At 60.6% G+C, this 20,505-nt stretch carries 21 protein-coding genes and 2 tRNA genes; 13 read left to right on the top strand and 10 right to left on the bottom strand.

Annotated elements, in window-relative coordinates; all coding sequences use genetic code 11:
• Window positions 1-18 precede the first annotated feature (18 nt).
• The 4 genes from ACILSL_RS23060 to ACILSL_RS23045 are packed head-to-tail and all read left to right on the top strand — an operon-like array spanning window position 19 to window position 3,012.
• Complete coding sequence (locus tag ACILSL_RS23060) at window positions 19-915, top strand: 1,4-dihydroxy-2-naphthoate polyprenyltransferase (protein ID WP_395734422.1); 897 nt, start codon at window positions 19-21, stop codon at window positions 913-915.
• 44 nt (window positions 916-959) lie between these two features.
• A complete protein-coding gene (locus tag ACILSL_RS23055; protein WP_395734421.1) occupies window positions 960-1,139 on the top strand; it encodes a hypothetical protein in 180 nt (59 codons plus the stop codon).
• Window positions 1,140-1,144: 5 nt separating this feature from the next.
• Entirely contained in the window at window positions 1,145-1,900 is a 756-nt protein-coding gene (locus ACILSL_RS23050; protein WP_395734420.1) for a hypothetical protein, read from the top strand.
• Window positions 1,901-1,902: 2 nt separating this feature from the next.
• On the top strand, window positions 1,903-3,012 hold the full coding sequence (locus tag ACILSL_RS23045) for an AMP-binding protein (RefSeq protein ID WP_395734419.1): 1,110 nt from the start codon (window positions 1,903-1,905) through the stop codon (window positions 3,010-3,012).
• A 3-nt stretch (window positions 3,013-3,015) separates the two neighbouring features.
• Here ACILSL_RS23045 and ACILSL_RS23040 read toward each other — a convergent pair whose 3' ends face one another.
• On the bottom strand, window positions 3,016-3,621 hold the full coding sequence (locus ACILSL_RS23040) for a hypothetical protein (protein ID WP_395734418.1): 606 nt from the start codon (window positions 3,619-3,621) through the stop codon (window positions 3,016-3,018).
• 211 nt (window positions 3,622-3,832) lie between these two features.
• Here ACILSL_RS23040 and ACILSL_RS23035 point away from each other — a divergent pair, with 211 nt between their 5' ends.
• From ACILSL_RS23035 to ACILSL_RS23010, 6 genes are all read left to right on the top strand, one after another.
• Window positions 3,833-4,069, top strand: a complete 237-nt coding sequence (locus tag ACILSL_RS23035; RefSeq protein WP_395734417.1) for a glycine zipper domain-containing protein — start codon at window positions 3,833-3,835, stop codon at window positions 4,067-4,069.
• A gap of 39 nt (window positions 4,070-4,108) precedes the next feature.
• Complete coding sequence (locus tag ACILSL_RS23030; RefSeq protein ID WP_395734416.1) at window positions 4,109-4,429, top strand: glycine zipper domain-containing protein; 321 nt, start codon at window positions 4,109-4,111, stop codon at window positions 4,427-4,429.
• 47 nt (window positions 4,430-4,476) lie between these two features.
• Window positions 4,477-4,986 (top strand): GtrA family protein, encoded by a 510-nt coding sequence (locus tag ACILSL_RS23025; RefSeq protein WP_395734415.1) that lies wholly within the window; start codon window positions 4,477-4,479, stop codon window positions 4,984-4,986.
• Window positions 4,987-4,992: 6 nt separating this feature from the next.
• Window positions 4,993-5,454, top strand: coding sequence for a tRNA (cytidine(34)-2'-O)-methyltransferase (locus ACILSL_RS23020; RefSeq protein ID WP_395734414.1), 462 nt, complete (start codon window positions 4,993-4,995; stop codon window positions 5,452-5,454).
• 39 nt (window positions 5,455-5,493) lie between these two features.
• Window positions 5,494-6,171, top strand: a complete 678-nt coding sequence (locus ACILSL_RS23015; protein ID WP_395734413.1) for an ABC transporter ATP-binding protein — start codon at window positions 5,494-5,496, stop codon at window positions 6,169-6,171.
• Window positions 6,172-6,234: 63 nt separating this feature from the next.
• Window positions 6,235-7,869, top strand: coding sequence for a glycoside hydrolase family 75 protein (locus tag ACILSL_RS23010; RefSeq protein ID WP_395734412.1), 1,635 nt, complete (start codon window positions 6,235-6,237; stop codon window positions 7,867-7,869).
• Between the two features lie 210 nt (window positions 7,870-8,079).
• Here ACILSL_RS23010 and purU read toward each other — a convergent pair whose 3' ends face one another.
• The 5 genes from purU to ACILSL_RS22985 form a co-directional block, all read right to left on the bottom strand.
• Window positions 8,080-8,940, bottom strand: coding sequence for a formyltetrahydrofolate deformylase (purU, locus tag ACILSL_RS23005; RefSeq protein WP_395734411.1), 861 nt, complete (start codon window positions 8,938-8,940; stop codon window positions 8,080-8,082).
• Window positions 8,941-8,952: 12 nt separating this feature from the next.
• Window positions 8,953-9,729: a glutamate 5-kinase gene (gene proB, locus ACILSL_RS23000; protein ID WP_395734410.1), complete on the bottom strand. Its 777-nt coding sequence runs from the start codon at window positions 9,727-9,729 to the stop codon at window positions 8,953-8,955.
• 224 nt (window positions 9,730-9,953) lie between these two features.
• Entirely contained in the window at window positions 9,954-10,973 is a 1,020-nt protein-coding gene (locus ACILSL_RS22995) for a beta-ketoacyl-ACP synthase III (protein ID WP_395734409.1), read from the bottom strand.
• Window positions 10,960-11,982, bottom strand: a complete 1,023-nt coding sequence (plsX, locus tag ACILSL_RS22990; protein ID WP_395734408.1) for a phosphate acyltransferase PlsX — start codon at window positions 11,980-11,982, stop codon at window positions 10,960-10,962. The genes ACILSL_RS22995 and plsX overlap by 14 nt, the downstream gene beginning before the upstream one ends.
• Before the next feature lie 161 nt (window positions 11,983-12,143).
• Complete coding sequence (locus ACILSL_RS22985) at window positions 12,144-13,205, bottom strand: hypothetical protein (protein WP_395734407.1); 1,062 nt, start codon at window positions 13,203-13,205, stop codon at window positions 12,144-12,146.
• Window positions 13,206-13,705: 500 nt separating this feature from the next.
• On the opposite strand from ACILSL_RS22985, the gene ACILSL_RS22980 reads away from it, so the two are divergent.
• Window positions 13,706-14,413 carry a class I SAM-dependent methyltransferase gene (locus ACILSL_RS22980; RefSeq protein WP_395734406.1) on the top strand — a complete coding sequence of 236 codons (708 nt, stop codon included), beginning with the start codon at window positions 13,706-13,708 and terminating at the stop codon, window positions 14,411-14,413.
• A 40-nt stretch (window positions 14,414-14,453) separates the two neighbouring features.
• Window positions 14,454-17,297, top strand: coding sequence for a DUF1553 domain-containing protein (locus tag ACILSL_RS22975; RefSeq protein ID WP_395734426.1), 2,844 nt, complete (start codon window positions 14,454-14,456; stop codon window positions 17,295-17,297).
• A 5-nt stretch (window positions 17,298-17,302) separates the two neighbouring features.
• On the opposite strand, the gene hemB is transcribed toward ACILSL_RS22975, so the two are convergent.
• The 4 genes from hemB to ACILSL_RS22955 all read right to left on the bottom strand — a co-directional run bounded on the left by hemB (window position 17,303) and on the right by ACILSL_RS22955 (window position 19,927).
• Window positions 17,303-18,277 carry a porphobilinogen synthase gene (hemB, locus tag ACILSL_RS22970; RefSeq protein WP_395734405.1) on the bottom strand — a complete coding sequence of 325 codons (975 nt, stop codon included), beginning with the start codon at window positions 18,275-18,277 and terminating at the stop codon, window positions 17,303-17,305.
• Window positions 18,278-18,366: 89 nt separating this feature from the next.
• Window positions 18,367-18,441, bottom strand: a tRNA-Met gene (locus ACILSL_RS22965).
• A gap of 8 nt (window positions 18,442-18,449) precedes the next feature.
• Window positions 18,450-18,524, bottom strand: a tRNA-Asn gene (locus ACILSL_RS22960).
• A gap of 92 nt (window positions 18,525-18,616) precedes the next feature.
• Window positions 18,617-19,927: a phosphoribosylaminoimidazolesuccinocarboxamide synthase gene (locus ACILSL_RS22955; RefSeq protein ID WP_395734404.1), complete on the bottom strand. Its 1,311-nt coding sequence runs from the start codon at window positions 19,925-19,927 to the stop codon at window positions 18,617-18,619.
• Between the two features lie 111 nt (window positions 19,928-20,038).
• On the opposite strand from ACILSL_RS22955, the gene ACILSL_RS22950 reads away from it, so the two are divergent.
• Window positions 20,039-20,505, top strand: a 467-nt coding sequence (locus ACILSL_RS22950) for a glutamate--tRNA ligase family protein (protein ID WP_395734403.1), incomplete at its 3' end; no start/stop codon positions are given.

The raw sequence follows: 20,505 nt of genomic DNA, 5'->3' as shown, positions 1-20,505 counted from the left end.
ATTCGTCATTCTTATTGCATGCCTCACTTCTCCGACTGGATCGCCGCTGCACGCCCGAAAACACTGGGAGCGGCCATCGCGCCTGTGGTGGTGGGGTGTGCGCTGGGAGCGAAAATTTCGGGCAACTTCGACTGGTGGCTGGCCTTCTGCACGCTGGGAAGCTGCGGGGCGCTGCAGATCGCGACGAACTTTTTCAATGACGCGCTGGATTCGATCAAAGGGGCGGATACGCAGGCACGCATCGGGCCGAAGCGCATCACGGCCAGTGGTGTGGCTTCGCCGAGAGCGGTGAAGTTTGCGGCGTGGCTGATGCTGGCGGTGGCGACACTACTGGCGGTGCCGCTGTTTGAGGCGCGGGGGCTGCCGATTCTGTTCATCGGCATTCCATCGCTGTACTTCTGCTTTGGCTACACGGGCGGGCCGGTGCCGCTGGCGTATCGCGGGCTGGGGGAGCTGTTTGTGATCCTGTTCTTCGGCTTTGTGGCGGTGACGGGAACGGCTTTTGTGCAAACCGGGGAGTGGTTTGAGGCAGCGGTGGTGGCGGGGTTTCAAATCGGCTGCCTGAGCACGGTCTTGATCGCCATCAACAACCTGCGCGATGTGGAGGAAGACGGGCAGACCGGCAAGAAGACGCTGGCCGTGCGCTTCGGCGTGGGCTTTGCGCGGGCGGAGATTATGCTGCTTATCGTCGCAGCCCATGCGGCTGGGATTTACTGGTTCCAGCAGGGCTGGCCACGTGCGTTCACGCTGCCGCTGATCACCCTGCCCATCGGGCTGTTTGTGGCGTGGCGGGTGATCGCCGAACCACCCAGCCGGGGGCACAACCGCCTGCTGGCGATGAGCGGAGGACAACTGCTGCTGTTTGCGGGGCTGATGTGCTGGGGGATTGTGAAGAGTGCGGATGTGATGCGGTGAACACGCCGGGTGCGGCGTATATGACCTAGAAGCCCCATACCTGAATGACCGACGCGCCTATCTATGTCCATGAGTACCTCCTGCGCAGCGGGGTGGCGCTGAATGCGGTGTCGATGCGGCGGGTGTTTGCAGGAGCGCTGATCTGCGTGGATGGCGGCTATGGCTGTGTGCATCCGTGGCCGGAGTTTGGGGATGCGCCGGTGGAGGAACAGTTGCGACGGTGACGGCGATGGCGCTGCGCTGTGCGGAGATGGACGGTGCGGCACGGCGTGCGGGTGTGAGTTTGTTTGAGGGGCTAGAGATTCCGCGCAGCCACTACTCGTGGAGCTTTGCCACCGACACCGAGGCGCAGATGGAGCGCGTGCTGACGGAAAGCTGGCCCGCGATCAAGGCGAAGGGATTTGCCAACTACGGTGAAACGACGCGCTTTCTGGAAGGCTGCGCAAAGCGGTTTGAAACGCAGGGCGTGCGGTTGCGCGTGGATTTTAACGGCGTGCTGGACCGGCTGACGTTTGGCAAGTTCATCGAGTTCATGCCGCTGCGCGTTTACCGTGCGCTGGATTTCGTGGAGGACCCCTTCCCCTACGATGCGGACGCATGGGAGGCTCTGCGGCAAAAGTGGGGGGTGAAGCTGGCGCTGGACAAAGGCTGGAAGGACGGCACGCAGGGCTTTGATGCGGTGGTGGTGAAACCGGCGCGGCGTGACTGGCGCACCGTGGCGGAAACTCATCCGCAGCACCCGCTGGTGCTGACCTCGGCGATGGACCATGCGCTGGGGCAGATGTTTGCGGCGTATGAGGCGGCGGTGGCGCAGTCCGAGGGGCAGGCGCTGGATTTTTGCGGGCTGTGCACGGAGCACCTGTTTGAGAAGGATGAGTTCTTTGAACGTGTGACCTCTCATGGCGGCCATTTGTCAGCGGACCGCAGCGGAGGTGGACTGGGATTTGGCGAAGTTTTGGAGGCGCTGCCATGGAGACGGCTGTGAACATGGAACCCGAGTTCTGGACGGACGGCAGCGTGTGGGTGGGCGTCTTCGAACACTCGACGGAAGGCGCGGGTCTGGCCGAGATGGCGGTGCGTGATTTGAAGGCGAGAGACTGGTGCTTCTTTCAAACGAGCGGGACCGAGGGCGCGCGTAAATGGGTGGGACTGACGAAGCAGGCGCTGCTGACCTCCGCACGAGCGGTGAATGAGCACTTCGGCATCACAGAGCGGGATCACTGGCTGCTGGCGCTGCCCACGCACCATGTGGGAGGCTTTGGCATTCTGGCGCGCGCACATCTCAGCGGCAGTCCCGTCACCCGGCTGGAGGGCAAATGGAATGCTGCCGCGTTTGTGCAGAAGTGTGAAGCTGTGGGCGCAACGCTGGCCTCGCTGGTGCCCACGCAGATTTTTGACCTAGTGGCGGCGCAACTGAGAGCACCGGCCTCCATGCGGGCGGTGCTGGTGGGCGGTGGGGCTTTGAATGCAGAGCTGGAGGCTGCTGCGCTGGCCTTGGGCTGGCAGGTGCACCGCACTTATGCCATGACGGAGACCGGCTCCAGCGTGGCGGCGCAGCCACGCCCGGGTGCCGAGCTGGAAGTGCTGCCGATCTGGAAGGTGGGCACGGAGGAGGAGGGTGTGCTCACCGTGAGCGGCCCTGCGCTGGCGCTGGGCTATGCGATCTGCGAGGAAGGCCGCTGGCGCTGGGAGCCGATCCCGGCAGAGGGACTGCGCACACGCGACCGGGTGGAGGTCATCGAAGCGGAGGGAACACGTAGCCTGCGCTTCCTCGGACGCGAGGCAGGGACGGTGAAGATCCTCGGTGAACTGGTGGCATTGGGTCCTATCCAAGATCGCATTGAGGCACTGCGGCTCAAGCTTGGTTCGCGCAGCACTGCAGATGCGGCCGTTTGTGATGTCGCAGACGCTCGCAAAGAAAGCCGCCTGGTGCTGGCGGTGAGCGGCATGACTGAGGGCGAAGCCACGCAGATGCAAAAAGGCCTCAACGAAACGTTGAGGCCTTTTGAGCAAATTCAAGATGTCCGCAGGCTGCAGGCGATACCACGCAGCGCTCTGGGCAAAGTGCTCCTAGCAGGTCTGCGGGAGCTGCTGTGAAAATCAGTTTTCCTTTGGAGCCGAGCCATCCAGCGGGGTGATGACCGGGCGGTCTTTCATCTCGGGGGAGATGAGGTAGTTTTTCGGATTGGCAGGATCGGTGATGAAGGAGATGAGAAAGAGTTCCTCGATCTTGTCGGTGAGGGTTTCCTGGGAAGTGCGGACGGTGGCGTGGACGTAGCCTTTGTCTTTTTCCTGGACGAGGCCGAGCACGATGACTTTCAGAGTCTCCTGCTTCCGCTTGGTGGCTTCAGGGGTGAGCTTGAGCTTTTTGTGCCAGGCTTCGCGGTCCACCTGATAAAACTCCTGAGGCGACATCTTTTCCAGTTCGCTCACACCCTTCACATTGTAACCGGAGAGCATGTTCTCCTCGTCGGACATGGTGGGGGCGGACTTAATGATGTTGACCGTTTCGCGCTGACGGCGCTCCAAGGAGGAGGGAACCAGCATCTGGGATGCGGTTTTCCAGTCCTGCTGCACGACGGCAGTGAGGTACTTTTTCACCAGGGCAGCGCAGGGGTGATCCAGCGGCAGCTGCTCCGCCTGAACCGGCAAGACGGTGAGGCTGAGAAGGGAAACGGCAAACAGGCTACGAAGAAAGAAACGCACGTGCATAGAAAGGTTAGAAGGGGGCTTTGGGTTTGTAGCCGCTGGCAGAATGCGCGTCAAATAAAGAAAGCCGGAGCAGGCCGGAGTTGTGACGGGCGGCGTATTATAGGTGTCAACTTAACCATGCGTGCAGGATTTTGCTTTTCTTTATGAACAATTCGAGCCTATTTAACGACAAAGCAGTCTGCTTGATCACAACAATCAAACTATTATGAAACACCTCATCCTCACCCTCATCACTGCTGCAACATTCTCATCCTGCGCCACCGGCCCGGGTGCTCAACAGGGCGCTGTTATCGGCGGCCTCGGTGGGGCTGCTGTCGGCGGCATCATCGGATCTCAAAGTGGTCGTGGCCTGGAAGGCGCCGCCATCGGTGGTGCGCTTGGAGCCTTGGGCGGAAATGCCATCGGCAACGCCCGTGACCGTCGTCGCGGTTACTACTATTAATCAAGTCCCTGCAAATACATACAATCCATCTACCCAAATATGAAAAAAACTCTCCTCGCAGCTCTCACTGCCCTCTCACTGGTCTCCTGTGCTTCCGGCCCTAATGCTCAAACCGGCTCTGTAATTGGTGCACTCGGCGGCGCCGCCGTCGGTGGCATCATCGGCAATCAGAGCGGCCGTGGCCTTGAAGGCGCCGCCATCGGTGCCGGCCTTGGTGCCCTGGGTGGCAACGCCATTGGCAATTCTCGTGACCAGCGCAACCAGCAGCAATATTACCAAGGCCAGCAGCAGGGCTACCGTGGACGTCAGCAGCAGCAGCAGGGCTACTACGACCGCAACGGCAACTACCACTACTACTAAAACATATCTTTGCTTGCAGAGCAACGATCCCCGGAGAGCCTCACCTGATGATGTCAAAAATCGGTGAGGCTTTTCTATTTTTCCGTGAGAACGACTGGCGTACGATTCTGGTGCGTCTGAACACGCGCGACACGCATCCGCTGATCCAGTTCATCAAGTATGGCATCTGCGGAGTAGGCTCGCTGACCCTCACGACGGCGGTCTTTTATGCCTTGTCCAGGTGGGGGGCGTACCCAGCCTTGATCAGCAGTGGTGTGAGCGATGAGGTGCGTGCGCTGCACAGCATCTACAACAACATCATCGCCTTTTTCTTTGGGAACATCTTTGCCTATGTGACGAATTCCCTTTGGGTATTCACGCCGGGACGGCATCACCGGGTGCTGGAATTTGTCTATTTTTCGGTGGTCAGCTCGACGGGGTTTGCCATCGGCCTGCTCTCCGGGCCGTATCTCATCAAGTGGTATGGCATCAGCACATTGACCGCCCAGTTGCTGCTGATCGTTTCTTCCACCATGGTTAATTTCATCTGCCGGAAGCTTTTTGTCTTCAAAGGTTGAGACTGCATGCTGAACGTCGTCCTGTTTCAGCCGGAAATTCCGCACAATACGGGTGCCATCGGGCGGCTGTGCCTGGCCACGAATGCGCGGCTGCATCTGATCAAGCCGCTGGGCTTCAGCCTTGATGACAAGCAGCTCAAGCGCGCCGGGCTGGACTACTGGGCGGAGGTGGATGTGCGGGTCTGGGAGAGCTGGGAGGCACTGGCGGCGGAGATTCCAGCCGGGGCCGAGTGCTGGTTCATCGAATGCCAGGGGGAACATACCTACTGGGAGGCCGACCTCACCGCCGATGAGATTTTCCTCGTCTTCGGCCCGGAAACACGTGGCATCCCGACCTCGGTGATCCAGCCGGAGCGCTGCCTGCGCATCCCAATGCAGGGCACGCGGAGTCTGAATCTGGCCACGGCAGCGGGCATTGTGATGTATGAGACGCTCAGACAACGCACGCTGGCGGGCATCAAGTCTTGACGCCGCGTGGCATCTGCGGAGCGTACACCCCAATCATACATGAGCCAGGAAGCAGCCCCACTCGCCGCACACGACGTGCATCGTACCTACCACCTTGCGGGGCATGACCTGCCCGTGCTGCGCGGCGTCAATGTCGAAGTCGCCGCCGGTGAAAAAGTGTTTCTGTGCGGCCAGTCCGGCGCCGGCAAAACCACTCTGCTCTACGTCCTCGGTGGGCTGGAGCAGCCCACATCGGGAGATGTGCTGGTGCATGGTCGCTCACTTTATCAGGCGGCAGCGGCGGAGCGTGCGCGCACTCGCAATGAGGTGATGGGTTTTGTCTTCCAGCATTACTTCCTGCTGCCGGAACTCACGGCGCTGGAGAATGTAATGCTGCCAGCCATGATCGGCGGCAAAAAAGCTGAGGCACGCGCCCGTGAACTGCTGGACAAGGTGGGCCTCACCGCGCGTCTCCAACACCTGCCTACCGAACTTTCCGGCGGCGAGCAGCAGCGCGTGGCCATCGCCCGCGCGCTCATCAACAACCCCGGGATCATCTACGCGGATGAACCCACCGGCAATCTCGACGCCAGCACCGGCAGCGGCGTCATCGACATGCTGATGCAGGTGGTCGATGAGGCCAAAAAAACACTCATTGTCGTCACGCATGATCAAACCCTGGCCAAGCGCGGCGACCGCCGCCTGCTTCTCAAAGAAGGCCGTCTCGAAGAAGGATGATGCACTCGCCATGGTGCTGAAACGAGATTAAACTTCTGCACGCGTATGTCTTCGGAATCTCCCATGCCCGCCACGGACTCCCCTCCCCTCCCAGGACCCCAGCGCCAGAAGCGCGGCTGTTTTGGCTCGCTCATCCGCGTGCTGTTTCTGCTCATCCTGCTCATCGCACTGGTGCTGCCATTCACCCCCTTTGCCGGCAAGATCAAAAAAGCCATCCAGGACATCGTCGCCTCCGCACGGAGCACGAAGGAACGCATCGTCACGCGAGACGTGATGCGGGATGTGATCAAGGAAGTTCCCGTCGTCAAAGAGGTGACCAAGGAAGTCATCCGCGAAGTCCAACCGCCGCTGCCGGAGAAATTCATTCCGCGCAAGGACATTGACGTGGCCAAGCTCTTCAACGGCATCACGGTCAAAACGAACCTGATCACCGAAGAAGGCGGCTTTGCCAGTCTGGAACGGCTTGATCCCGAGGCCTACAAGGCGGAGTTCCAGCTCAGCATCCGCGTGCCGAAGGCGAACCAGACGCTGGAAGAACTCTCCCGCATCAACAAAAACCTGCCCGCCATCCTGCCTGGACTCGAGGTGATGATGACTTCGGCGAAGGTGAGCGGCTTCTACCACAAGCTCTACGAGAACAAAACCAACCGCGTGCAGAACGATCTCACGCGCCTCAACAGAGTCCTCGACAGTCACAACTTCTACGACACCGAAACCATCCTCGAACTGACCCATCCGACCACGCAGCGCCGCGCGCTGCTCGTGCAGTCGGAGATGGATGTCGTGGCCGACGGCTCGGACGGCGACCGCATGCCGACGCTGGAGGAGTACATCTACCTCTCCGACTATTACCAGCCCTTCACGAGCTATGCGTGGGCGAAGACGACGAAGACGCCGAACCCGCTCCTCGCCAAATGGGAGGAGCGCCTGCAAAAAGCGCAGGAGGAGTTCGCAAAAAAAGGCCTGAGTTCATCGCGCAACCGGGAGCTCAAGGTGATGATCGACCAGCTCAAGCTTGAGGTCTCTGACTTCAAGGTGCGCAGCAGTCTCATCGCGGACAAGGACCCCTTCATCGTCATCTCGCTGCTGTTTCGCGGTTACGCGGATCAGAACAAGTTCACGCCGCAGATCGGCGACTACGCAGCCGTCATTCACGAAGGAAAAATCTACCCTGCCATCTGCGGCGACTACGGCCCCAGCTTCAAGATGGGCGAAGCCTCGCTGCTCATGGCCAAAACCATCAATCCCAAGGCCACGCCCTACATCCGGCCCGAGAGCGACCTCAAGGTGACCTACCTCATCTTTCCCGGCACGGCGGAAAAGGAGCGCAGTGCTCCAGATCTCGCGAAATGGCGGGAGAAATGCCTGGCTCTGCTGGGAGAAGTGGGCGGTGTGGGAGCTGGTTTTGAGCTGCACACCTGGGAAGACCCGTTCAAGAAACCGGAGCCGCCGCCCCCCGTCACCGTCATGCCACCAGTGGCCAGTGACGCAACCACACCCATCACTCCAGGAACGATAACGGCCCCTCCGGCAGTGCCAGCCACCACCACGACACCTCCCCTGCCCGGCCCCGCCACGGCGCCTATCAATCTCACCCCCATCCCGCCATCGTCAGATGCGACAAAGTCCGGTGAAGTGAAAGCCGCACCGAAGGCTGCGCCTGCCAAATCGAGTGGTACGAAAGCGAAGAAAAAGTAGGCGTATCTCAGGCCGCTTTTATAGCATTTTAAATTATATTATAGCCTAATGGGGCGGCGGCGGTGGACGCGGATTTGATGGGTGTGGCGGAGCGCCGCACAGGGGATTGCCTTCGGCGCGCTTCGCGAGGTGCGGACCACTTTGCTGTCGCCCTCGCGATAGCTTTGGGTTTTTCAACCCAGATGAGGCCACATTTTTATTTAAAATGCTCTAATCAAACACCACCGTCTTGTTTTTGACGACCAGAACGCGGTCACGGGAGTGCCACCAGAGGGCTTTGGCGAGGACGGTTTTTTCCAGGTCACGCCCGAGGCGAACGAGGTCTTGGACGCTGTCTTCATGGCTGACGCGCATCACGTCCTGATGGATGATGGGTCCTTCGTCGAGGTCTGCGGTGACGTAATGGCTTGTGGCACCGATGATCTTCACGCCGCGCTGGAAGGCCTGATGGTAGGGCTTCGCACCAACGAAAGCGGGCAGGAAGCTGTGATGAATGTTCAGGATGCGGTGAGGAAACTCCGCGATCATCGCCGGACTGATGATCTGCATGTAGCGGGCCAGCACGACGGTGTCGATGCGGTTCTGGCGCAGCAGTTCGATCTGGGCAGCCTCCTGTGCGAGCTTGTTCTCCTTGGTGATCGGAAAGTGATGGAAAGGAATACCGAAGCGCTCTGCCGCCGGCCGGAGGGTCTCATGATTGGCAACGATGAGCGGGATGTCCACGGGCAGGTCGCCGGATTCATGCCGGGCGAGGAGATCGTAAAGGCAGTGGTTCTCCTTGGTGACAAAGAGGGCGATGCGTTTGCGCTGGCTGGCAAAGCTCAGGCGCATCTGCATTTCATGCCGACGTGCCATGGGCTGCAGGCGTGATTCAATTTCCTCATTGTCGAGCGTGAACTTCTCCAGGCTCCATTCCAGGCGCATGAAGAAGGCGTTTTGCTCGGGGTCGATGTGCTGCTGCAGATCGATGATGTTCCCCTGATGGGAGAAAATGAAACCGGTCACATCATGCACGAGCCCTGGGCGGTCCGGGCAGTGGATGAGAAGCGTCGCGATGTCAGAGGAGGCCATGGTGAATCAAGATTACGAACGTGAAGCGGGGAAACGCGTACAAATGCCGTGGCCTTCGACCAGGCTGGGAATTTGCTCGGCATGACGGCCTGAGGCGATGATGCACTCCACACCACCGTGCACTGCATCTTGCACAGCGCGCAGTTTGGAAATCATGCCGCCTGTGCCGAGGGCGGATTTTTCCTCCTCGGCGTGGTGGATCACGTCATCGACGTTATCCACGACAGGGATCGGGCCTTCTTCTGGCTTCTTCATGTCGCGCAGCAGCCCGGGGGCGCTGGTGAGGAGGATGAGGACGTCTGCGCCCCAGAAGCGGGCGACGCGGGAGGAGAGCTTGTCGTTGTCTCCGTAGCGCAGTTCTTCGATGGCGACGGAGTCGTTTTCATTGATAACGGGGACCACCTGGGAGAACTCCATCAGTCGGTCGAGCACGGCTTTGACGCGCGGCGAGCGGTCGGCGTTTTCAAAATCCTCATGCGTGACGAGCAGCTGCGCGACGTGCAGACCGTGATCCCGCAGCAGCGATTCATAGGCGTGCATGAGGTGCGTCTGGCCCACGGCGGCCAGGGCCTGCAGAGTGGTGACGTCAGAGGGGCGCTGCTTGAAATCAAGCGGCTTCAGACCGGAGGCCACAGCCCCGCTGCTGACGACGACGACCGAATGCCCGGCACGCTTCAGCAGGGCCACGGCCTCAACGAGTTTGCGCAGCTGCACGGGATCAGGTTCAGGCGCGTCTTTGCGCGTGAGAATGCCGGAGCCGAATTTGAGGACGATGCGCTTGGAGGCCATGAGTCAGGGGAAACGAGGGGCGGCGAATATGGCGGGGCGCGCTGCGATGCAAAGGGCAAAAGGCACAGAGGTGGCCACAAAAAGGCGCAAAGAGGTTCAAAAAAGACGTGGGAGGCGGCTGCGCCAAGGCATACGGATACCAAGCGTCATTCAGTGACCGACTCGAAAGAAGATCAGACTCTGATTTTTGCCCTTTTTGCGTCTCTTTGCGGCCAATCAACAGCTTACCAACGCACCACGGAACTGGCCCAGGTGAAGCCGCCGCCGAAGGCGACGAGCAGCACCACATCGCCCTTTTTGAGGCGACCGGCCTTGTTGGCCTCGTCGAGGGCAACGGGGATGGTGGCGGCGCTGGTGTTGCCGTATTTGTCCAGGTTCATGAACACACGCTCCAGCGGCAGATTCAGGCGTTCAGCGATGGCACTGATGATGCGCGCATTGGCCTGATGAGGAATAACGAGGGAAACATCCGCTGCGGTCAGGCCGGCGATTTCCAGCGCCTGCTGAGAGGCCTCCAGCATGCGGGTGACGGCGTGCTTGAAGGTTTCCCGCCCTTCCATGTGGATGGTGTTGGGATGCGACTCGACGTTTTCGGGGGTGATTGGGCAAGCGGAGCCGCCGCCAGGAACCTTGAGAACGTCCGCGAGAGTGCCGTCCGTGCCCATGACCGTGGACAGAACGCGCCCCGGGGCGTCGGTTTCCGATTCATCGGCCCGGCGAATGACCACGGCGCCAGCGCCATCGCCAAAGAGGACGCAGGTGTTGCGGTCCTTCCAGTTGATGAGGCTGCTGAGCTTTTCAGCACCAATGACGAGGGCGGTGGTGCGGTTTCCGGTGTTGATGAAATGACGTGCGACCTGAAGGGCATAGAGGAAGCCCGAGCAGGCGGCGGAGATGTCAAAACAGACAGCATTGACGGCTCCGATCTTCTTCTGCACAAAGCAGGCGGTGGACGGGAAGAACATGTCCGGCGTGACGGTGGCAACGATGATGAGCTGGATTTCCTCCGGGGCCACTCCGGCGCTGGCCATGGCACGGCGAGCGGCTTCGGAAGCGAGATCACTGGTGGCCTGCTCGGGTGCGGCGATGCGGCGCTCCTTGATGCCGGTACGGGAGGTGATCCACTCATCCGAGGTTTCGACAATTTTGGACAGATCGACGTTGGTCAGCACTTTTTCAGGCATGTAACTGCCGGTGCCAATGATGCTGGAGGCGCAAAAGGGCTGGGAACTAGGAGCGGGCATGGAGTGAAATGGAATGGACGGTGGCGGCGGCTTCAATGTGCGGCCCCACCTGATGTTGAATGGATTCGCAAGCCTGACGGATGGCGTTCTTCATGGCAAGCGGAGATGCACTGCCATGGGAGATGATGGTGATGCCCCGGAGACCCAGCAGCGGCATGCCGCCGACCTCGTCGGGATTGGTGCGATAGTGGACGCGCTTGAAGGCGGGCTTGGCAAGCAGGCCGCCGATCTTGGTCCAGAAGCCGCTCTTAATCTCGCTCTTCACCATGCTGAAGATGGTGTGGGCCAGGGCTTCGGCGTTTTTCAAAATGACATTGCCGGTGAAGCCGTCGCAAACGACCACATCCGGCGGGGTTTCCCAAACGTCATGACCTTCGACGTTGCCGATGAAATTGATGCCCGCGGTCTGCCGCAGCAGCTTGCCGGTTTCTTTGCAGAGCGCATTGCCCTTTTCCGCCTCGGTGCCGTTCGACATGAGACCCACTCTTGGATTTTCACGGCCCAGCACATGGCGGGCAAAAACGCTGCCCATGATGGCATTCTGAACCAGGTGGGAGGGCTCGCTGTCCGGATTGGCCCCGGCATCAATCAGCACCCAGTGCTTGGTCAAGGAGGGCATGATCGAGGCGATGGCAGGCCGCTCGATGTGCGTGAGGGTGCGCAGTTTGATCAGGGAGGCGGTGACGGCGGCACCCGTATGCCCGGCGCTGACCACGGCATCTGCCTTGCCATCTTTGACCAAATCAACCGCGACGCTGATGGAGCTGTCCTTCTTTTTGCGCACGGCGTCGATGCCGCTGTCAGACATTTCGACGATCTGGCTGGCGGGAACGATTTCCAGCTTCGGGCTGGAGATTCCCTGCTTCTGCAGTTCCTGCTCAATGGCAGCCGGAACACCCACCAAAAAGAGTTTGGTGATGGCGGGCAGCGACTCGAGGGCGAGTTTGACGCCGCCAATGGGGTTTTGCGGGGCGAAATCGCCCCCCATGACATCCAGTGCGATCTTCATTCCTGCGGTTGCGTGAGAGTCTTCAAAAGTATCGGGAAATGAGTCTTAAAGCGTGCGGAAGCTGGAATGCAAATGGGAGTTTTTCCCCACAGGGTCAAAAAGAAACCGGGGGTGCATTTGCTGCGCCCCCGGTCGGAATCCACTGGCTATGAGAGGAGTGCTTAGTACACGCCTTCCACGATGGTTTTCTCCATCGCACCGAAGGGGCGGACGTCGGCGACGCCGTCCCAGGCATACTGCGCACGGGGGCGGCGGCGCATGGCTTCGTCACGCTCCAGGAAGCGTGGCATGAAGAATTCCTTGGTCAGGGTGGTGAGCTCCACGCGGCCCCAGGCGTCGTATTCGACGGTCTGGTCGGTGTTCTTCGGATCCACCACGCGCAGCACAGCGCGGGGCTGCGGGGCATAGTAGGAGATAGAGAAGTTGTCCTCCGGGGTGAGAGGCACGCTGGCGGCGAGGCCCATGAGGGTGTTGCCGTAGGTCGGGTAGAAGCCGATGCGGTTTTCCAACACCTCTTCGACGATGAAGCGCACGTACTGCGGCGTCATGGTGGTACCGCCCACAAAGCACCCACGAATACCGGCGTCATAAAGGTCCACTTTTTCAGCGAGAGCTTCCAGCAGCTTGGGAGTGGTGAAGATGGCGGAGATTTTGCGGTTCTTCAGCAGGAGCACGGCCTGGTCCACCACGTGGTCCATGTACTGGCGGGCCACATCGAACTGCTTGTTCGAGATGAGCTTCTTCACAAAGCGGGGGTCGAGATCGACGAAGTAGCAGGAGCTGCCGCGGTAGTTGGCCAGATGCTCCACGGCGAGGCGGAGGCGGCGAGGGCCGGTGGGGCCGACCATGATCCAGGATTCTCCGGGGGGGAAGTGCTTGTCGTCGAGCTTGTGGCTGAACTCCTCGTAATCAACGCGGAAGTCATTCCAGCCGATGCGCTGCTTGGGCATACCGGTGGTGCCGCCGGTTTCGAAAACGTTGAAGGGCTTGCCTTTGAAGGCGGCAGGGACCCAGACTTCCGGCTGCTGATCGCGGAGCCATTCGTCCTGGAAATGGGGGAAGTTTGCCAAGATGTCCTCGTAGCTGTTCACCTTGCCACGTGGGTCGAAATTCTTTTTGGCCCAGTCGAGCCAGAAGGGACAGCCGGTTTCTGGCGAGAAATGCCAGTTGATGATTTCGCGGACTTGGGTGTCGAGTTGGGTTTTGGCTTCGGCTGGAGTCATGGACGGGACGGGGGGATGGGAGCGGGGAATGTGAAACGGGAGGCAGTAAACGAAAGTGGAAATCACAGCCTTTCGATCAAGAAGCGTGAAATAATTTTCAGCAACTTCGTCAAAAGGGGGGCAGTTTAAACAACGCAACCCAATCCACACCATGAAACTCAAGCATCTGCTCTGCTCTGCCCTTGTTCTGTTCACGCTGGCTTCGTGCATTGTCGGTCCCGGCCATGGCCGACCAATCGTGAGACCTGTGGGCCGCCCTGTTGTGCTGCCCTATGGTGCACGGCCCTACCATCACGGTGGGGTGAGATATTACCAGCATCGCGGTGTTTGGTACCGCCCCCATGGCGGCGGGCACATCATCGTTCCGCGCCCTTACTAAAGGCTCACCGGCAAGCCGGTGGTGCCGTGGTTGAAAACCAGCATCGACGTGAGAAAGGTGCACAACGGCATCGCCGCTGTGATCGCTCCCGACTGCAGCGCCCCCCCCTTTCCCGCAAAACATGAGCCTTTCCCTCACTCAAGACGACAACACCGCCCTTTTTCGCAAAGCCTGGACGCTCTACGACGCGCTCTCCGAGAAGAACTACATGTTCCACCGGGAGATCTACGACCACGTTTCCGGAGTGCTGCAACAGCGCCACGCGCAGGGCCCCTATCACCTCCTTGATCTTGGCTGTGGGAACGCGCGCTTTCTGGCGCCCTGCTTGCAAGCGGCACCGCCGGCCAGCTATGACGGCGTGGACTTGTCCGCCTCCGCTCTGGACGAAGCGCGCACGTATTTGAAGGAAATCGCCAACACGGGTCTGCACCACAAGGACATGCTGAAGGCGGTGGAGGACACGGACTCGGCCTTTGACGTCATCTTCAGCGGCTTTGCCGTGCATCATCTGGATGCCGCTGACAAGCAACGCCTCTTCAGCGCCTGCGCCGAGCGCCTCGCCCCGGGCGGTGAGTTCATCCTGGTGGATGTCGTGCGCGAGGACGGGCAGACACGCGAACAGTACCTCGACGGCTACCTGAACTGCATGCGCACCCAGTGGACGGAGGTCCTGCCGGAGCATCTTGACGAAGCATGCGCCCACGTCTCCGCCTACGATTTTCCTGAGACGCTGGCCGATCTCACGCAGATGGCGAAGCAGGCGGCGCTGTCAGAGCCGCAGATCATTGGCCGGTATCAGCAGCATTACATCTTGCGGTTCACGGCCTGAAAGACGCTCCTGACGGGTCTCGTTTGCCTTCGCACCCGTGATGATCCGACGCGCCCTCTTTCTCGCATCTCTCTCCGCCGCCGCGAGTGCTGCGGACATGACGCATTTTGAGCAGCGCATCCGCCCGCTGCTCATCGCAAACTGCATCGACTGCCACGGCCCGGACAAGCAGAAGGGCGGACTGCGGCTCGACTCGCGTTCCGGATGGCAGACCGGGGGCGACTCCGGCCCTGCGCTGGTGCCCGGCAAGCTCGCCGAGAGTAAGCTCTGGCAGGCGGTGAGCTATGCGGACCGGGATTTACGGATGCCGCCCAAGCGCAAGCTCAAGGACAGCGAACTCGCCGATCTCAAGAGCTGGATCGAGTCTGGTGCTCCCGATCCGCGCGATGACGTGGCCAGCACCGGCGTCAAATCAAAGTCCGCCCGTGCGGATGCCAGTTTTTGGTCCTTCCAGCCGCCCAAGGCTGCGCCAGTGCCGGGGGTGAAAAACACCGCATGGCCCGCGAATGACATCGACCGCTTCATTCTTGCCAAACTGGAGGAGAACAAGCTCACGCCTGCGCCAGATGCCAGCACTTCCATTTTGCAGCGCAGGCTGGCGTTTGACCTCACGGGGCTGCCGCCGGACCTGACTCAGCCTGCGCCAGGGACGCCGCAGGCGTATGAGAAGCGCGTGGACGAACTTCTCGCCTCCAACGCCTTTGCGGAGCGCTTTGCCTCTCACTGGCTGGACATCACGCGCTTTGCCGAGTCTTCCGGGGGAGGGCGTTCCCTGCCCTTCAAAGATGCGTGGCGTTTCCGCGATTACGTCATCGAATCGATTCGTGACAATGTGCCGTTGGATCGCATGATCACCGAACATCTGGCAGGCGACCTTCTACCTGCCACGGATGCCGCCGCACGCCGCAGGCAGGTCACAGCCACGGGGTTCCTCGCGCTTGGCCCCACGAACTACGAGGAGCAGGACAAAGGCATGCTGCGCATGGACATCGTGGATGAACAACTCGACACGATGGGCCGCGCCTTCCTTGGCCTCACGATCGGCTGCGCACGCTGCCACGATCACAAGTTTGATCCCATCTCCGCGCGGGACTACTACGCACTCGCGGGCATCCTGCGCAGCACCAAGACGCTCAAGAATTACACGGACAACGTCGCGCATTGGATCGACACCCCGCTGCCGCTGGATGGTGAAGCAGAAGCCACCTTGCAAAAACACGAGCAGCAGGTCAATGCGCTGAGGGATCAAATCGCCGCGCTTAAAGACGACCTGCGGGATGCCGGCAGTGCGGATCTGCGGGCGCGCAAGAACATCGCGCTGAGCGATCTGCCGGGCATCGTGGTGGATGACATCGCTGCGCAAAAAGTGGGCATGTGGAAGCGGTCCACCAGCTATGCACCCTACATCGGAGCAGGCTATCTCAGTGACAACAATGAGGGCAAAGGCGAGAAGACCATCACCTTCACCCCAAAGATTCCGAAGACCGGCCGCTACGAGGTGCGTGTGGCTTTTAATGCCGGGCCCAACCGCGCCGAGAGCGCCACCGCCACCATCCTCCATGCCGATGGAGAGGAGCTGAAAGGCGTGAAGATGACCACGGACTCACTCAAGGGCCTGCAGTTTGCCTCCCTGGGCACCTATCGCTTTGAGGCCAATGGCCAAGGCTTTGTTTTGATCTCCAATGCGGGTTCGCTGGGCTACGTGACCATTGATGCCGTGCAGTTTGTGCCTGCGGATGAAACCCTCGCGGAACCGGCGGCCAAAAAAGAATCCCCCACGGCGATCAAGCTCAAGCAGCGCCTTGCCGGGCTGGAGAAAGAACTCCAGGCTCTGCAAAAGGATATTCCTGACCGCCCCGAGGCCATGTCCGTGGCGGATGACAGCGCGCCCGAAGATGCCAAGATTCACATCCGTGGCAGCATTCGCAATCTGGGCGCCAGCGTACCGCGCGGCTTCATTCAGGCGGCGCTCCATGGCCATGCTCCCGGCATTCCCGCCGAAGCCAGCGGACGTCTGCAACTGGCACAGTGGATCACCTCCCGCGAAAACCCGCTGACGGCGCGCATCATGGTCAACCGGGTCTGGCACTGGCTTTTTGGCGCAGGGATCGTGCGCACCACCGACAACTTCGGCTCCACCGGAGAAGCGCCGAGCCACCCCGAACTGCTGGATCATCTGGCAATCAAGTTCATCGAAGATGGCTGGAGCCTGAAGCATCTCGTCAAACAGATGGTCATGAGCCGTACGTACCGCATGGCTTCCACGAGCGCGGCCTCCGCTGCCCAGCATGCGATGGACCCGGACAACCGCCTGCTCAGCCACATGAACCGCAAACGTCTTGATGCCGAGTGCCTGCGTGATGCCATGCTGACCGCCGCAGGCACGCTGGACCGCGCCTTTGGCGGGCCCGGTGTCAGCGAGGTCAAGGCAGTGGATGCCAACGACCAGAAGATTCAAAACATCGAGTACGGCTACCAGTTCCTCGACACCCGCCGCAGCCTCTACACCGCCGCCTTCCGCAATGTGCGCCACCCGCTGTTTGAAGTCTTCGACTTCGCCGACATCAACCAGCCCATCGCCCAGCGCACCACCAGCACCGTCGCCACGCAGGCGCTCTTTCTGATGAACTCGCCCAAGGTCATCGAGCAGGCGCGCCATGCGGCGGATGTGGTGCTCAAGTCATCGCCAGAGACTGACACACGAATCGAGTCCGCGTTTCAAAATTCCCTGCAGCACAGCCCGACCGCGAAGGAACAGGCCCAGGTGCGTGACTTTCTTGAGTCCAGTCAGTCTGGCAATGCGAGCGCCGAGGACGTGCGCGACCTGTGGGCACGCTTCATCCAGACGCTGTGGTCCACGCCGGAGTTCCGGTTTCTGGAGTAGCCTGCCTAGCGCCACGCTGCCGACCACTGCTTGGCGAAGTAGGTCAGAATCATGTCCGCACCCGCACGGCGGATGCCGATAAGCGATTCGTTCACGATCTTCGTTTCGTCGATCCAGCCGCCGGCGGCACCGGCTTTGATCATGAGATACTCCCCGCTGACCTGATAGGCTGCGATGGGCAGCGTGGTGGCGGCGCGCAACTTGGCGATGATGTCGAGGTAAGGGCCTGCAGGCTTGACCATGAGAATGTCGGCGCCTTCGGCTTCATCCAGCGCGGCTTCGCGCAAGGCCTCACGCGCATTGGCGGGGTCCATCTGGTATGTTTTCTTGTCTCCGGCCTTTGGCGCGGAATCCAGCGCACCACGGAAGGGCCCATAGTAGGCGCTGGCATACTTGGCGGTGTAGCTCATGATGGAAACGGCCTGAAATCCTGCGCCGTCCAGCGCAGCGCGAAGCGCGGCCACGCGTCCGTCCATCATGTCGCTGGGAGAAACGATGTCCGCACCCGCGCGTGCGTGGCAGAGCGCCTGCTGGCAGAGCACGGCCACGGTTTCATCATTCAAAATGCGGCCGTCATCGGTCACGAGGCCGTCGTGGCCGTCGCTGTTGTAGGGATCGAGCGCGACATCGGTAATGACCGTCAGCGTGGGGTGGGCCTTTTTGAGGGCGCGGATGGCGCGCGGGACGAGACCGTCATCCGAATGACAAGCTTCGGCACCACGGGTTTTCAATTCATCAGGGATGCGTGGGAAGAGGACGACGGCTGGAACGCCGAGCGCATGTGCTTCTCCGGCTTCTTTGACCAGACCGTCGAGGCTCCAACGGGTGCAGCCGGGCATCGAGGCGATGGGCGTGTTTTCGCCGCCTTCCTGCAGGAAGAGTGGGTAGATCAAATGGCCCGGTGTCAGTTCCGTCTCGCGAACGAGATCACGGATGGCGGGAGACTGGCGGTTGCGGCGGGGACGGATGGGAAGGTTCATTTGCCGTGAATATACGAGGGGAGACAAGCCAAGGGCAAACGCCGAATTTTATCGGCTGTGATGATGCCAACCACGTGTGGGGGTTATCGTGGTGGCAGAGGGGAGATTTGAACTCCCGACCAAAGGCTTATGAGTCCTCTGCTCTACCCCTGAGCTACTCTGCCATTGACGATGGCTCCTGAGGTAGGGTTCGAACCTACGACCTAGTGGTTAACAGCCACCCGCTCTACCGCTGAGCTACTCAGGAATCACTTTTTCCCGCTCCCGAAGAAGGGGGCGAGATGGATAAACGTTCTCATCCATCGCGCAAGTTTTTTTGGCACTGATTTTAAAGAGTTTTTAACTCACGGCATTTGCCGCGAGCAAATCACCCAGCAATCCGCGCTGGCGGTAGAACTCGACTTCAGCCACTCCAGCGGCCTCCAAATCGGCACGGATCTCTGCGGCGTCACGCTCTGCGGCGACGTGCTGACGGATGAGTGCAGTCTTGAGGGCCTGCAAATCGAGGAACTCCATGTCCACCACCGGCGTCTGCGGCCATTTGCCGTCGGCCTGCCCTGCTTTGAGCACCTGCTTGAAGGGCTTGCCGATCTTCTGCGCCTGCGTTTTGGCTTCGTTGATCCCGGCGTACCAGTCGGGATGCACGAGGCGGTAGTAGTCGCGCATGGCCTGCTTGTTGTAATGAATGACCAGCTTGCGGCCTTCCACTTCGAGGAAAGTGGTGCCACGGAAGGAGTCGGCGTCGATGGTATCGACAAAGAGCAGCTCCTCGCGATCGACGGCGAACTCCCACTTGAGGTCCCACAGGAGCAGGCCGGCGCTTTCCAGCAGCTCCCGCACGGCCCAGCCGCCGAGGATGGCCAGCTTGACGGTGTGCAGGAAGTCATCGCTGCTGAGGCCGGACATCATCAGGGCCTCCTGCTTGCTCACAGCGCGGTCTTCAGGCTCGTATTTGCTGGTGAGGTCATAGACGGGGCGCTCCAGCATTTCCCACACGCCCATGGGCTTGGAGAGGCCGAGCTCCTGCTCGTAGCTGCGCTTGGCCGCCTCGCTGAGGCCTTGGTACTTCTTTAAAATGGACGAGCCACTGGTGACGCCGAAGCGCACGATGTACTCCAGGGGCACGACGTACGTGGCGCTCTGGTGAAACTGAGCGTAGTCAAAGACGTGGGTGCCCAGCAGATTGCGCTGAGGGGGATGCATCACCGGGAAGCGGCGCACGACATTGTAGCAGCTCGGATTCGCGGGGAGGCCAGTGCGGACGATCTCACCCGTCACGGCATCCACCATGCCGACGTGATGCGTCGCAGCGCCGTGCTCCAGCATCGTTTCCATGGGGCCGGCGAGGAGTTCTTTGCGCCAAGCGGCGTCCATCGGGGTGTTTTCGATGGCGGTTTTCACGCGCTGCCAGGTCTCCGGATGGCCGAGGCGGGAGTACATGGCGTGGCGGAAGATGGCGCGGTTCAGGTCGTTGCCTTCGATGTTGAAGATGGAGCCGACATCGAAGACAGAGCCTGCGGGAGTGGTCTCACACACGACGTAGCCGGGATGGCCCGGCACGGCGTAGAGATTCTGTACGGAGCCGCGATAGACGGGCTCGCCGAGTTTCGAGAGATCGAGATGCGTGGGCGCTGGGGCTGGATGAGACATGGCTGCCGGGAAAAACAACGGATTCAGCCGCTGCGCAACAGGGAACAGAGTTCAGGTTCAGGTGAACTTTGTTCTTTGAACTTTAAACTTTCGGCCCAAACTCCGCCCTCCATGTCCGAAGCCGCCGCCACACCTCCCGCCTCCCTTGATTTCATCCGTGAAATGATCGCTGCCGATCTCGCCGCAGGTCGCAATGGCGGTCAGGTCGTCACCCGTTTCCCGCCGGAGCCGAATGGCTACCTGCACATCGGCCACGCGAAGAGCATCTGCCTGAACTTTGGCCTCGCGCAGGAGCATGCGCCGAACTCGCGCTGCCACCTGCGCTTTGACGACACGAATCCGACCAAGGAGGAAGTGGAGTACGTGGACAGCATCATGGCGGATGTGAGGTGGCTGGGCTTTGACTGGGGAGACAATCTTTTCTACGCCAGCGACTACTTCGAGAAGCTCTATGGTTTCGCCGAGCAACTGATCACCAAGGGCCTCGCCTATGTGGATGACCAGACGCATGAGGAGATGCGTGCGAACCGTGGCACTCTCACCTCCCCCGGCACCCGCAGCGCGGGCGCTGACCGCAG

The sequence above is a fragment of the Prosthecobacter sp. genome, from assembly GCF_044222345.1.
Classification (GTDB): Bacteria; Verrucomicrobiota; Verrucomicrobiia; order Verrucomicrobiales; family Verrucomicrobiaceae; genus Prosthecobacter.
Note: the sequence above shows the minus strand (reverse complement) of the source record. Positions and strands in the feature narration are given on the sequence as shown.

Bases quoted from the DNA above. Each gene is read 5' to 3' on its own strand.
- ACILSL_RS23060 (WP_395734422.1), top strand. From the start codon at position 19: ATGCCTCACTTCTCCGACTGGATCGCCGCTGCACGCCCGAAAACACTG.
- ACILSL_RS23055 (WP_395734421.1), top strand. From the start codon at position 960: ATGACCGACGCGCCTATCTATGTCCATGAGTACCTCCTGCGCAGCGGG.
- ACILSL_RS23050 (WP_395734420.1), top strand. From the start codon at position 1,145: ATGGCGCTGCGCTGTGCGGAGATGGACGGTGCGGCACGGCGTGCGGGT.
- ACILSL_RS23045 (WP_395734419.1), top strand. From the start codon at position 1,903: ATGGAACCCGAGTTCTGGACGGACGGCAGCGTGTGGGTGGGCGTCTTC.
- ACILSL_RS23035 (WP_395734417.1), top strand. From the start codon at position 3,833: ATGAAACACCTCATCCTCACCCTCATCACTGCTGCAACATTCTCATCC.
- ACILSL_RS23030 (WP_395734416.1), top strand. From the start codon at position 4,109: ATGAAAAAAACTCTCCTCGCAGCTCTCACTGCCCTCTCACTGGTCTCC.
- ACILSL_RS23025 (WP_395734415.1), top strand. From the start codon at position 4,477: ATGATGTCAAAAATCGGTGAGGCTTTTCTATTTTTCCGTGAGAACGAC.
- ACILSL_RS23020 (WP_395734414.1), top strand. From the start codon at position 4,993: ATGCTGAACGTCGTCCTGTTTCAGCCGGAAATTCCGCACAATACGGGT.
- ACILSL_RS23015 (WP_395734413.1), top strand. From the start codon at position 5,494: ATGAGCCAGGAAGCAGCCCCACTCGCCGCACACGACGTGCATCGTACC.
- ACILSL_RS23010 (WP_395734412.1), top strand. From the start codon at position 6,235: ATGCCCGCCACGGACTCCCCTCCCCTCCCAGGACCCCAGCGCCAGAAG.
- purU (WP_395734411.1), bottom strand. From the start codon at position 8,940: ATGGCCTCCTCTGACATCGCGACGCTTCTCATCCACTGCCCGGACCGC.
- proB (WP_395734410.1), bottom strand. From the start codon at position 9,729: ATGGCCTCCAAGCGCATCGTCCTCAAATTCGGCTCCGGCATTCTCACG.
- ACILSL_RS22995 (WP_395734409.1), bottom strand. From the start codon at position 10,973: ATGCCCGCTCCTAGTTCCCAGCCCTTTTGCGCCTCCAGCATCATTGGC.
- plsX (WP_395734408.1), bottom strand. From the start codon at position 11,982: ATGAAGATCGCACTGGATGTCATGGGGGGCGATTTCGCCCCGCAAAAC.
- ACILSL_RS22985 (WP_395734407.1), bottom strand. From the start codon at position 13,205: ATGACTCCAGCCGAAGCCAAAACCCAACTCGACACCCAAGTCCGCGAA.
- ACILSL_RS22980 (WP_395734406.1), top strand. From the start codon at position 13,706: ATGAGCCTTTCCCTCACTCAAGACGACAACACCGCCCTTTTTCGCAAA.
- ACILSL_RS22975 (WP_395734426.1), top strand. From the start codon at position 14,454: ATGATCCGACGCGCCCTCTTTCTCGCATCTCTCTCCGCCGCCGCGAGT.
- hemB (WP_395734405.1), bottom strand. From the start codon at position 18,277: ATGAACCTTCCCATCCGTCCCCGCCGCAACCGCCAGTCTCCCGCCATC.
- ACILSL_RS22955 (WP_395734404.1), bottom strand. From the start codon at position 19,927: ATGTCTCATCCAGCCCCAGCGCCCACGCATCTCGATCTCTCGAAACTC.